This is a genomic window from Acinetobacter corruptisaponis (assembly GCF_030053775.1).
GTDB lineage: Bacteria > Pseudomonadota > Gammaproteobacteria > Pseudomonadales > Moraxellaceae > Acinetobacter > Acinetobacter corruptisaponis.
The window spans coordinates 2,505,145-2,517,380 of sequence record NZ_CP125669.1; the positions used below are offsets into that span (position 1 = coordinate 2,505,145).

11 protein-coding genes and 1 tRNA gene are annotated in these 12,236 nt (G+C 43.0%); 10 read left to right on the forward strand and 2 right to left on the reverse strand.

Features of this window, described 5'->3' with window-relative positions; genetic code table 11:
* The first annotated feature begins 227 nt into the window (after nucleotides 1–227).
* Together QLH32_RS11875 and QLH32_RS11880 are read left to right on the forward strand one after the other, a co-directional pair.
* Nucleotides 228–1,526 (forward strand): FAD-dependent oxidoreductase, encoded by a 1,299-nt coding sequence (locus QLH32_RS11875; RefSeq protein ID WP_267980847.1) that lies wholly within the window; start codon nucleotides 228–230, stop codon nucleotides 1,524–1,526.
* A 2-nt stretch (nucleotides 1,527–1,528) separates the two neighbouring features.
* A complete protein-coding gene (locus QLH32_RS11880; protein ID WP_283266390.1) occupies nucleotides 1,529–2,356 on the forward strand; it encodes an SAM-dependent methyltransferase in 828 nt (275 codons plus the stop codon).
* A 50-nt stretch (nucleotides 2,357–2,406) separates the two neighbouring features.
* On the opposite strand, the gene QLH32_RS11885 is transcribed toward QLH32_RS11880, so the two are convergent.
* Nucleotides 2,407–2,482, reverse strand: a tRNA-Thr gene (locus QLH32_RS11885).
* 127 nt (nucleotides 2,483–2,609) lie between these two features.
* On the opposite strand from QLH32_RS11885, the gene QLH32_RS11890 reads away from it, so the two are divergent.
* Nucleotides 2,610–4,247, forward strand: coding sequence for a hypothetical protein (locus tag QLH32_RS11890; protein WP_283266391.1), 1,638 nt, complete (start codon nucleotides 2,610–2,612; stop codon nucleotides 4,245–4,247).
* Here the strand turns inward: QLH32_RS11890 and QLH32_RS11895 are convergent.
* Nucleotides 4,225–4,995, reverse strand: coding sequence for a coiled-coil domain-containing protein (locus tag QLH32_RS11895; RefSeq protein WP_283266392.1), 771 nt, complete (start codon nucleotides 4,993–4,995; stop codon nucleotides 4,225–4,227). The genes QLH32_RS11890 and QLH32_RS11895 overlap by 23 nt on opposite strands.
* A gap of 184 nt (nucleotides 4,996–5,179) precedes the next feature.
* Here QLH32_RS11895 and QLH32_RS11900 point away from each other — a divergent pair, with 184 nt between their 5' ends.
* From QLH32_RS11900 to QLH32_RS11930, 7 genes are all read left to right on the forward strand, one after another.
* Nucleotides 5,180–5,947, forward strand: coding sequence for a DNA adenine methylase (locus QLH32_RS11900; RefSeq protein ID WP_283266393.1), 768 nt, complete (start codon nucleotides 5,180–5,182; stop codon nucleotides 5,945–5,947).
* Between the two features lie 213 nt (nucleotides 5,948–6,160).
* On the forward strand, nucleotides 6,161–7,813 hold the full coding sequence (locus QLH32_RS11905; protein WP_283266394.1) for a DUF935 domain-containing protein: 1,653 nt from the start codon (nucleotides 6,161–6,163) through the stop codon (nucleotides 7,811–7,813).
* Nucleotides 7,806–9,149, forward strand: a complete 1,344-nt coding sequence (locus QLH32_RS11910; protein ID WP_283266395.1) for a phage head morphogenesis protein — start codon at nucleotides 7,806–7,808, stop codon at nucleotides 9,147–9,149. The genes QLH32_RS11905 and QLH32_RS11910 overlap by 8 nt, the downstream gene beginning before the upstream one ends.
* Before the next feature lie 89 nt (nucleotides 9,150–9,238).
* Nucleotides 9,239–9,733, forward strand: coding sequence for a phage virion morphogenesis protein (locus QLH32_RS11915; RefSeq protein WP_283266396.1), 495 nt, complete (start codon nucleotides 9,239–9,241; stop codon nucleotides 9,731–9,733).
* Nucleotides 9,734–9,791: 58 nt separating this feature from the next.
* Nucleotides 9,792–10,871, forward strand: a complete 1,080-nt coding sequence (locus QLH32_RS11920; protein ID WP_283266397.1) for a phage protease — start codon at nucleotides 9,792–9,794, stop codon at nucleotides 10,869–10,871.
* A 2-nt stretch (nucleotides 10,872–10,873) separates the two neighbouring features.
* Entirely contained in the window at nucleotides 10,874–11,296 is a 423-nt protein-coding gene (locus QLH32_RS11925) for a hypothetical protein (protein WP_283266398.1), read from the forward strand.
* The gene (locus QLH32_RS11930; RefSeq protein ID WP_283266399.1) at nucleotides 11,296–12,222 is read left to right on the forward strand and encodes a Mu-like prophage major head subunit gpT family protein; all 927 of its coding nucleotides are present in this window, start codon (nucleotides 11,296–11,298) and stop codon (nucleotides 12,220–12,222) included. The genes QLH32_RS11925 and QLH32_RS11930 overlap by 1 nt, the downstream gene beginning before the upstream one ends.
* Nucleotides 12,223–12,236 lie beyond the last annotated feature (14 nt).

The following is a 12,236-nucleotide window of genomic DNA, read 5'->3' on the forward strand; positions in this document are numbered from 1 at the left end:
ATAAATAAAGAACGATCTGTATGTTTTTATGGATTTTGATCTAATAAAATTTTATTTTTCATTTATTTAGCGTGTAAAATCAATTTGTGTCAAAATGTAAGCATAACTGACAAACAATTGGTCGACAAAATTCTGGCTGAAATGCTGAATCTGGTATTTTTTAATACGGCGTTTGAGCCGATGATCAGTCATAATCAAGAAAAATCATCAACTGATGGGACATAATTTTGGATATTGCAATTATTGGCAGTGGAATGGCAGGACTTGCTGCCGCCAGAATCCTACAGGATGCTGGACATCAGGTGACTATCTTTGAGGCCCTCTCTGGTCGGGGCATGGATAGTCACAGTATTGATTTTGATGGAGGCCTGATTGACGCGCCATTACGGGTGATGAATCCGAAACTTTGGAAAAACACGCTCAGTCTGGCAACCTATTTAGGCATAGAAACCTTTCCAGTACGAACCTTTATGGCCTGTAGCTGGCTGTTTGAAGATAAAACCGATACATGGTTGACCACCTCGCGTAGCCGTATTGGCAATTTTCCGATTATCAATAACCGCAAGGGCATCCAGCAGTATGGCTGGCGTTTGGTCAAGGGCATGCTGCAGCTCAAGACCGCCATCACCCAGTTCTTTAAGTCAGACAATCAGGACATCACTCTGGCCGAGTTCATGAATCAGTACCATATTGAGGAAGTGTTCTGGCATGGTACGGTAATGCCCGTGCTTTATACAATTTGCACCTGTCATCCCAAAACGATTGGTGAATGGCCTGCCAAACCTTTGCTGGAATTTATTCGCCAGCTCACTGAAGGTGAGGCGCTGTTGCGTATGAAAGGGGGCACACCTGCATTGGTGGATCGCCTAATCGCGGGAATCAGTATTTATAGTGGTTCGGCGGTTCATAAAGTTGAAGAGCAGGGAGACAAAGTACGGGTTGAAAATACGCTGGGCGAAAGCCAGTCATTTGACCGTGTGGTGATTGCCACCCCAACGCCTGCCATTGAGGGTTTCCTCAAGCAACCACAATTTGCTGAAGATATTGCCCTGTTAAAACAGTTTAGGTTTGAACAGGGTGATTTGGTGATTCACACTGACCCGATTGTCATGCCTCAGCGCCGTAAGGATTGGGCGGTACTCAGTTATATGATGGACCGAAAGTTTACACGCCAGCAATTTACGGTATGGATTAATTCCATTGAACCAAGTCTGGTCGGTAAAAATGCGGTTTTCCAGACCTGGTGTCCTGTGATTGAGATTGATCCCAAAAAAATTATTTCTAAAGTCAAACTGACCCGCGCGGTGGTGGATTCGGAAACTGTGGCATTGAACAAAAAAATTCAGCAACGTCACCTACAGTTGAACCGTAAGGTATTTTACTGTGGTTCATGGTCATGTGATGGCCTGCCAATTTTAGAGTCCGCCGTGACCTCTGCCATGCATATTGCCGAAATCCTGGGTGCACCATTGCCTTTTGTTGGGCTTAAACCCAAAGTCAAGGTGGCACCTGAACTCGGCTACTAAACATGGCGACTTTCAGACAGGCATTGATCGAAAAAGTCATTGGGCATAAATATGCGATTGATGCCAAACGGCTGGGCGATGATTCATTGCTTGCCTGGAGCAATCTGGGATATTGGCAAGGTCAACAGCATAACTATCCACTGGCATGTCAAAGCCTGGCTGATCAGATCGCGGCATCTGTTAAGCTCAAGTCAACAGATCATGTTTTAGACCTTGGTTGTGGGCAAGGTGCCAGTTTATTGCACTGGTTTAATCATTATCATATTGAACAATTGAGTGCAGTTGAATTACAGAAAGATTGCATTCAACGAATCCAAAAGGAATTGCCACAGGTGGAAAGCATTTGTGGTTCTTTTTTGAATTTAAGGTCGCTGCATTTTTTAAATTTATTTGATGTGGCCGTATGTGTTGATGCTGCGTATCACAGTGAATTGAATTTATTTCTGGATTCAGTTTCTACTGTTTTGAATTCAAAAGGGCGAATTGCCTTTCATTATTTGATGGGGTCGGATGATTGGCAACATTGTTCCTATCTACACAAGCAGCAATATCGCTATCTGTTAAAAGGTGCTGATGTGAGGTGGGAGTATTTGATGGATGAGCAACAACTTTCCAAAACACTGGAACAACATGGTTTTAAGGATATCGTCATTCAGGATTTTTCAGAACCTGTTTTGAAAGGTTTTGCCCAGTATATTGAGACATGCTCAGCAAGGAAAAGGCCTTTTGATTTTGCCCAACTCAAAATAGCAATGACGGCCAAGTTGTGCCAAAAACTCTATCAAGATGGTCTGGTGCGTTATGTTCAGGTGAGTGCAGTTAAAAACTAGGTAATAAAAAAGGCTTAAACCTTAAAAGTTTAAGCCTTTCTTGAATTTAATGGTGCCAGCACACGGATTCGAACTGTGGACCTACTGATTACAAGTCAGTTGCTCTACCAACTGAGCTATGCCGGCAACGTGGCGTGAATTTTACAGATTCTGTTGAAAAAAACAAGTGAAAAAATAAACAAATGAATTTGGCGCTTTAATGGCTTTTAATTGACCAAAACCTATGGGATGAACAATAAGGAATCAAAGTATTATGATTCCACATTTCCTTAAAGACACCATTGGAATCATTGAATGGGATGATCTGCCAGATAGCGTGCGTAATATCCCCTCAAGTTTTGATCCAACAAAAAATGGCGTGTTGATGAAGCATCAAGTTGAATGGTTACAACTTGATGCACAAATCATGGTATGTCCTAAAGGTCGACGTACAGGAATTACTTTTGCCACAGCTCTAGACAGCACTATCACCTCAGCCTCCAGTAAAAAAGCTGGTGGGCGTAATATTTACTATGTTGGTGATACAAAGGAAAAAGGACTTGAATTTATTGGCTATTGCGCCAAGTTCGCCAGACTGATAGCGACTGCACAAGGTGCAGGTATTTCTTCAATTGAAGAATTTCTTTTTGAAGATCAGGATGATACTGGAAAAACCCGTTATATCAATGCATATCGAATCCGTTTTTCAAGCGGATTTCAGATTGTAGCCTTATCAAGTCGTCCTGAAAACCTGCGTGGTTTACAGGGAGATGTTGTTATTGATGAGGCAGCTTTCCATGCGAATGTTGATAGTGTTCTGGAAGCGGCGGCAGCATTAAGAATCTGGAAGAGTCGAATCAGGATCATTAGTTCACATAATGGCAAAAAGAATGCATTCAACCAGTTAATTCTTGCGATTGAGAATGGTGAATATGGAGATATTGCCAAAATTCACACAGTGACTTTTGATGAAGCAGTAGAGAATGGACTCTATGAACGTGTGTGCTTGGTAAACGATGAGGAACCAACACCTGAAGGTAAAAAGGAATGGTATACAGGCATCCGCAAAGGCTACGGTAATCGTAAAGCTGCTATGCGTGAAGAACTGGATGTTATTCCACGTGAGGGTTCTTCAAAATGTCTGCCTGCTCTCTGGGTAGAGCTTGCCATGTCAGAAGCACGTCCAGTTTTACGGTTGACACTTGGTGATGACTTTAAGGCTAAATCAAATGAAGATCGCGAAGCTTATATTGATGAATGGATTAAAATCAATTTAGAGCCTGAGCTACAAAAATTAGATAAACGTAAGCAGCATGGTGCTGGTCAGGACTATGCCCGTCATCGTGATTTTAGCTACATCATGCCTTTTTGTATTGAACAAGATTTACGTCGAACCATACCATTCACCATCGAAATGCATAATGTGCCTGCACGTATGCAAGAAAGAATACTCTGGTATATGCTGGATCGTCTGCCGCGTTTCGGTGGGATTGCGATGGATGCAACTGGTACTGGTGAAACACTTGCTGAATATACGGCTGATAAATACGGTGGACACATGGTGCATCAAATCAAGCTGAACCGTAACTGGTATGGATTGTGGACACCAAAATTATTAGGTGCATTTGAGGATGGCATGATTGATCTGCCACGTGATGCGAACCTTAAAAATGACTTTACCGCCATAGAAGAAGTGGATGGCATCCACATGGTCAAGAAAGCACGTGAAAAGGACTTGAAAGACCCTGATCTATTTCGTCATGGCGATGGAGCTGTTGCAGCTATCCTGTTGTGGTATGCGAGTTTGCATATGTTTAGTGCTATTGAGTTTATACCGCTTCCATCCCGTGAAGAGATGGATATGAATGCGGATGATTATGATGATTGGTTTAGTGAGGCTGGGTGTATTTAGTCATTCCTAAATCTTCTGTAAATACTTGGGGTGATCCATTTAAAAATGTACATTGTAATTTAAAAACACTCTTAAAACGTCTACCATAAATATTTTCAAAATCCACATATATCTCTCGATTAAAAGGTTGTTGAGATTTGTATTTGGTAATTTCTTCTCCAGTTAATGGCGAAGATAAATTTCTATTTGAATTTTTAGATAATATTGAAAGAGGTAAATTATTATCATCCCCTAGATAAAAAAATACATTTTTAGCCTCATTGTCACTTCTATTGTCAAATCTAATTTTAAATTTAAACTGCTGACCAGATGGTCCATACAAATCACTAGATACATCGATATTTCCTTGTGATGAAATAAAAGGCATTGCTGCATTGTGCCTCTCTTCTAACTCGGTCTCTTGAATTTTCCCCATCAACTTTTGTTGTTCAACAGATTCTTTCATTTCTGCAACTTGTAGTTGCAATGCTTCAGTACTTTGTCTTAATTCCTCTGCCTGAATACGTAACGCTTCACTATTTTGTCGATAACCTAAATATAAGAACAAAAATGCAATAGGTGAAAAAGCCCCAGCAAGAAAATCACCAACTTCATTTAATGCCATTGGACTGTTGTAATCAGCGAACCAAATAAAAAAAATTATGAGATATAAAGTTATCCCCCCCAAATAAGTCAGCAAAAAGTAAAAAACAAACGGATGCTCTTTTCTATATTTATCTAAAAATGTTTTCGCTTTTTCAAAAGACATGGAATAACTTCCCCCTAATTTTAAAGTTTCAATTTTCTAATAATTCAAAACGAGGTGACGATTTAAAGGTTCAGTTTAAACCGCCCCCTTTGGTATTGACGCTACCGCAGGCAAAGCCTCGCTACTGTGCACACAGTCATTCGAGGCTATCAGAAAATGAAAAGCTTTTGCAGTAGGTGAAAACATGAAAACCAAGCCAATCGTGCCTTGGATGGGTGGTAAACGTCGTCTGGTGTCGCAATTGATTCAAAAAATGCCTGAGCACCAATGTTATGTAGAGTTATTTGCTGGCGGTGCAGCGCTGTTCTTTATGCGTGAGCAGCCGTCAAAAGTAGAAGTGATTAATGATGTGAATGGTGAACTGGTGAACCTGTATCGGGTTGTACAGCATCATTTGGAGGAGTTTATAAGGCAGTTTAAGTGGGCAATCATTAGTCGCCAGATGTTTGAGTGGCTAAAAGCTGCCAGCACCGATCTGATGACAGACATCCAGCGTGCAGCACGGTTTTATTATTTGCAGCACACCGCCTTTGGTGGAAAGAATACAGGTCAGAATTTTGGCACTGCAACAACGGCCAAGGCCCCCAGCTTTTTACGCATCGAAGATCAACTGACCGAAGCCTATTACAGGCTTTCAGGTGTCACAGTTGAGAACCTGAGCTGGGATGAATGCTTGCTGAAGTATGACCGACCTCATAGCTTTATGTATGCCGATCCGCCTTATTGGAAATTGGCTGGCTACGGTGTTGAGTTCGGTTGGGATCATTATGTGAAGATGGCGGAGCTGATGAAGTCCTGTCAAAGTAAGATCATGCTGTCAATTAATGATCATCCTGACATCCGTGACCTGTTTGCTGACTTTAATATCAGTACCACAAAAATTAATTATTCGGTTGGTCAGGTTGGCGTTAGGCGTGATCTGAAATATGAGTTGATCATCACGAATTATTAATCGACCTGATTTATAGCCCTAGTTTGTTTTATAAAACGGTTTTTAGCGATTTAAAGTCATTTCAGCAACAATGAGTCCTATTTGATTTTAAGTCGCTAAAATCGCGGTTTTATTGCGAAGTAAAAAATCAAAAATAAATGGAAGTCTTTCCGCCTAATTTTAAATAAGTCAAAAAACAATAATGGTGCAAAATCCTCAAACTGTATTTGCGCTATGGCTAAGAAAAAAACTAAATCCAAAACTCAGGATCGTTCTGCACTTGAGCAGAACCAGACGGCCGATGTTGCTTGGCTTGCCAATCAGTGGCAAGAGCATCCTGTTGTTGGCCTGACTCCGCAGAGACTTCACCAGCTCCTGACCAATGCTGAGCAAGGCAACCTACAGGCACAGGCTGATTTGTTCTGTGATATGGAAGAACGCGACGGCCATATCTTTTCAGAGATGGATAAGCGTAAAAAAGGTATTAATGGTCTAGCGTGGGGAGTCAATCCGCCAAAGAATGCATCTGAGGCAGAAAGAAAAATTGCTGAGGAAGTTGCAGAGTGGATTGATGACATCAAAGATTTTGAGATGTTCCTGTTCGATGCAATGGATGCTGTTGGTAATGGCTATTCTTGCCAAGAGGTTGAATGGCATCAAATGGGTAGCTTGTGGCTGCCTAAAAGTTTTGAGTATGTAAACCCCCGTAACTTCATGACACCTTATGACCAGCCGAATGAGCTGCGCCTGAATGATGGATCGCATGAGGGCGCTGACTTCTGGGATTTCGGCTGGTTTATTCACCGCCATAAGGCCAAGTCTGGTTATATCGCCAGATCAGGCCTGCACCGTGTGTTGGCGTGGCCGTTCCTATTTAAGAACTATGGCATCCGTGATGTCATGGAGTTTTTAGAGACATACGGCCTACCAAGCAAGATTGGTAAATATCCAAGTGGTGCAACCGAAAAAGAAAAAATGACTTTGCTGCGTGCAGTCATGAGCATCGGACGCAATGCGGGTGGCATCATCCCGCATGGTATGAGCATTGATTTTGAAGCCGCCACAGATGGTGATACCAAGAACCACTTTGACTTGGTGAAATGGTGTGAGCAGACAGAGTCAAAAGTCATCGTTGGTGGCACGTTGCTGTCGCAGGCGGATGGCAAGACTTCAACAAATGCCCAGAGTCAAACCCATGAGATTCAGTTTGAGAAACTTGTGAAGTCTGATGCAAAACAGCTTGCACGTTCCATCAATGACTGTCTGATCAAGTATCTCATGCAGTTGAACTATCCAGAGATTGTCCCTGACCGTTATCCGTCGTTTTATTTCGATACGACTGATACTGAAGATATGGAAGTCTTTAGTGATGCATTGCCAAAGCTGGTTGAAATCGGCTTTCAAATTCCTCGTTCATGGGGACATAAAAAACTTGGCATTCCAGAACCTGCGGATGATAAAGAGCCTGTGCTGGCTTTGGTTAAAGAGCAAGCGCAAATTGCAGCAAATCGTTTTGCATCACCTGCGGAGTATCTTGCTGCATTGAATCAAAATCCAGTCGTACCTAACTTGGCTGCCAGTACTTACTTGCCACAGTTGCTAAATGGTTTAATTGCAGCCAACAACCAGATTCCTGTTGAAGAGCAAGCCATACAGCTTTTGCTCAATGACCAAGCAAAGCAGGCACAACAGACAGCTGAAGCATGGACTCAGGATTTAATTGCAAAAATTCAGGCTGGTCAGAATGATGAGGAAATTCTGGCTGTGCTGTCTGAGCTTTATCCGATTGATGATGAGCCAGCACTACAGGAAAAGCTGACTCGGCTATTTTTTGCTGCTGAAGTATTTGGTCGCTTAAGCACTCAGGCCGAGGCAGAAAATGACTAAGATTCCCCAACGGCCAGAGCTGAATGCCTTATTTAATTCGCCTCCTGAAGACGCAATTGCCTACCTGAAGTCCAAGGGCTTTAAGATTGGTTGGGACTGGCATGAAACACTTGATGAAGCGCATAGCCGCGCCTTTACTGTTGCCAAGGTAGCACGGATTGACCTACTACAGGACATCCGAAAATCATTAATCACGGCACTGGAGCAAGGCCAGAATCTGGAGCAATGGAAAGCAGCGATTACACCGACTTTGCAGCAAAAAGGCTGGTGGGGAAAACAGACTGTCACAAACCCTGCTGGTATCGAGCAAACGGTTCAGCTTGGTAGCCCACGTCGCCTTAAAACCATTTTTGACACCAATGTGCATAAGAGTCTTGCGGCTGGTCGCTACAAGGCATTGATGGCGACCATTGATACTCGTCCACTTTGGGAGTGGGTGCATATTTCCATTACCAATCCACGCAAGGTGCATCTAGCACGTAATGGTGAAACCCGTCGTTATGATGATCCATTTTGGCTTTATGCCTATCCGCCGACTGAATTTGGCTGCAAGTGTAAAGTCCGTGCTCGTCGTGCCAGTGATGCTGAAGCTCTGGATTTAAATGTTGTTGAAACCAAGCCTGAAGATATTGAGCAGCATCAGGTCATCATTGGAAAAAGTAGTTTTACTGGTCAGGATGCTGTTGCCACCCAAACCCGTATTCGTGTCAGGCAAGCTGATGGTCAAGTCACTTATTTCTCGCCTGCGGCTGGTTTTAACAGTCATCCAGCGGCGAGCTATTTACTCGATGTTGAACTGACTAAGCGAGCTGCCGATCTGCTCGGTGCTCAGAAAGGTTTAGAACAGGTTCAACAAATGCTACTCAGCCAGCCACGACTCAAGGCACATGAGGCCTTTGTAAAAAATGCAATCAGTTTTGGCAAGCAGCAAAATAAGACCAGCACTGTTGGTGTTATTGATATGCGTGATATTAAATTTCTGACGAAAAAGAATGTTGTGGTGGAAAGTCCAGTTCTTACTATTTCGGATCATTTACTGGTTGGACAAAAAGCCAAGCGACATGGTGAAGCTGGTAATGCCCCAACACTGGTGGAGTGGTTGGTTTTACCTCAAGACATTGTACGGCTTGACCGTGTTTTGTGGGATGTCAGCAATGAGAGCATGTTGTATCTCTTACCTGTAATGACTGAGGATTTTAGCAGTTTTACAGATGAGTTTTTAAAGCTCTCGATTCGCTCAAAAAATGGTGTGATGGAGATTGTGAGTATTTTTAAGGTTCAAAAGAAAGCCATCGTGGATGGTTTAAATGCGAATTTTTATGAGGTTATTAGATGATAAAGGCGGCGGACGACTTGCACGTCATAACACTGAATTAACCGTGACCTTTCTATTAGGAAACTACCGCCTTAAGGATAGTATAAATTATGAGCGTTATAAAAATCAACGACCAAGCTCTTATTGATCGTTTAGAACTGGTTGCAAGTCGCCTGTCTGACACAAGTCCACTAGCTGCTGCGATTGCAGGGACTTTTGCAACAGTGACGGATGACAACTTTGACATGGGTGGCCGTCCTGCATGGGCAGGACGTAAACTTTCAACGATTAAGATTTATGAACGTAAAGGGCTTAAATATGGTGGTGTGTTACACCTTTCAGGTGATCTTAGGGCTAGAGTTGTCACAAGCCATACCCAAGATGAAGCCGTGATCAGTAACAATATGCCTTATGCCGCAGCGATGCACTTTGGGATCAAGCAAGGTGATTCTGGGAAAACCACACGCGGTGCACCCATTCCCTTTGGTGACATTCCTGCCAGACCTTATATGCCGATGGATACGGATGGCAATATGCAGACTGAGGCTGAGCAGGAAGTTTTTCTGGATGTAGACCACTACTGGCACAAAATATTTAATCCATAAAAATAAACGGAAGCTTTTCCGCCTAATAATAAAAAACTGACAGTGCGATGCTGTCAGCATGAAAAAGACCTTATTAGTAGCCGCGTGCTCATTCGCCATTGATGCGACCACTCCATACCTTGTATTGATTCCTGAAGGAATCTTTCGCGGTATTGATGGTCGTCCAACCGATGCCCCACACTGGGAACTTACTCCAGAACGTGGTCGTCAAATTGCAACCACATTAAATCAGCGTTCGATTGACTTAGTGGTTGACTATGAACATGCGACTTTAAAAGCTCAAGAGTCTGGTGATCCTGCACCAGCATCTGGTTGGCTGAAGCCTGCTGGATTCCAATATATTGATGGAGTTGGATTATGTAGCACTATCTTTGAATGGACAGAAAAAGCAAAAGGATATATTGCGGCAAAGGAATATAAATACACTTCGCCTGTTTTCTTCTACAACAAGGCTGGTGAAGTCCTCGGACTTCATAGCTTCGCCTTAACCAATACCCCGAATTTAGACACCTTGCCCGAAGCGCGTCTTGCTGCTGCGGCACAGGAGTTTTTTGCCCAAAATTTAACACAGGATTCCGAAATGGATGAGTTACTAGAACAATTGCGCTGGATGCTGAACCTGCCTTTATCCGCAACTGCGGAAGAAATCTTGGCAGAGCTTGGCAAGCTTCAGCAGCAGATTAAAGAAAAAACTGGCGTGGCACTCGCTGCCAATAGTCAAAACCTTTTTGACGCGATTGCTGCAATTGAACAGCTTAAGCTGGCGGCAAACAGTCAGGCTACACCTGATCTTACTCAGTTTGTACCGATGGCTGTCTATCAGGAAGCCGTAAATCAGGCCAGTACATCAGCAGCTCAGGCCAAGGCCAAAGAGATTGATGATCTCATACTGGCGGCTTGTAGTGATGGGCGCTTGACTGGTGAGGCAACCATTAACTGGGCAAAGGATCAGGCAAAAACCAATCCTGATTTTATTAAAACCCATATTGAAAGCTTGCCAAAAATTGCAGCCTTGACTCAGAAGCAAACCACCACTGTTGACTTAAACAAGCAGACACCTCAGACCGATCCACTGAAAGATGATGTCTTTTCAATGTTGGGTGTGAGTGCGGCTGACGTTGAAAAATATGGAGCATAACAATGACCGCAACAACTACTCCAATTAATACCGAATACCGTGATGGGATTTTGATTCCTGTTGCCTTGGCAGCCTCAGCAATCGTGTTACAGGGAACGTTTGCGGTGGTTGGGGCAAATGGTTTCGCGCTGGCATCTGCTGCCGTTGGCGGTGATGACCAAGTGTGTGTGGGCGTTTGGGAAAGCGATGCAGAAAACACTGGTGCAAATGGTGCGGCAGTTGGTTTGGTACGTCGCAAAAAACAGTTCCTTGTTGCAAATTCTGCAACCGATCCAGTGACTCAGGCTGAGCTTGGATCACAGGTTTACATTGAAGACAACCAGACAGTGGCAAAAACGGATGGCACTGGTACACGTTCAGTGGCTGGTCGCTTCATGGGTTTTGACACTGAATATACAACCCATGTCTGGGTGGAGATCGCATAATGAAATTTACTGCTGAAAATGCAAAACAGGTGCTGGCACATTTATACACAGGTTTTAAGACCACATTTAATAAGGCGTTCACTGAAACAGAAACGACTTGGCAACGGATTGCTACCGAAGTTCCATCCAAGAGCAAAGCAGAAAATTATGCTTGGCTGGGTAAATTTCCAAAATTGCGTGAATGGATTGGTGAAAAAGTCATTAAACGTCTGGAAGGTTATGGTTACACCATTACCAACCGCAGTTTTGAATCCACGATTGCAGTCCATAAGCATGAAATTGATGACGGTGACATTCTTGGCCTGCCCATTATTTTTGCATCAATGGGTGAAGAATCGAAACAGTTTCCCCAAGATATTGTTTTTGAAGCTTTAACCACAGGTTTTAAAAATAAATGCTTTGACGGTAAAACTTTATATGCAACGGATCACCCTGTTGGTGATAAAGGCAAATCAACCTTTTCCAATAAGTTGACCGAGAAATTGTCATGGGCAAGTTTAGCTGATGCGGAAGCAAGTTTTGGTGCAGCTAAAACCATGATGACCAGCTTAAAAGATGAAAATGGTCGCAGTCTAAAAATTAAGCCTGATTTACTTGTTGTTCCACCTGCACTTGAATCCATTGCCACGTCATTAATGACAGCCTCTAAATTTGCAGATGGTACTGAAAATATCTACAAAGGCAATGCTGAAGTATTGGTGGATGCAGGTTTGGCAACTGATACGGAATGGCATTTGTTATCAACCAAGAAAGTCATTAAACCGATTATTTACCAAAACCGTCAGAAGCCTGAACTTATGTCAAAAACTGATATTCAGTCAGATGATGTGTTTAAACGTGGTGAATATTTGTTTGGTGTGGAAGCTCGTGGTGAAGCTGGATACAGCTTGCCCCATCTTGCAGTTGGCTCAACTGGTACAACCTGATAGGAGCTGAATGC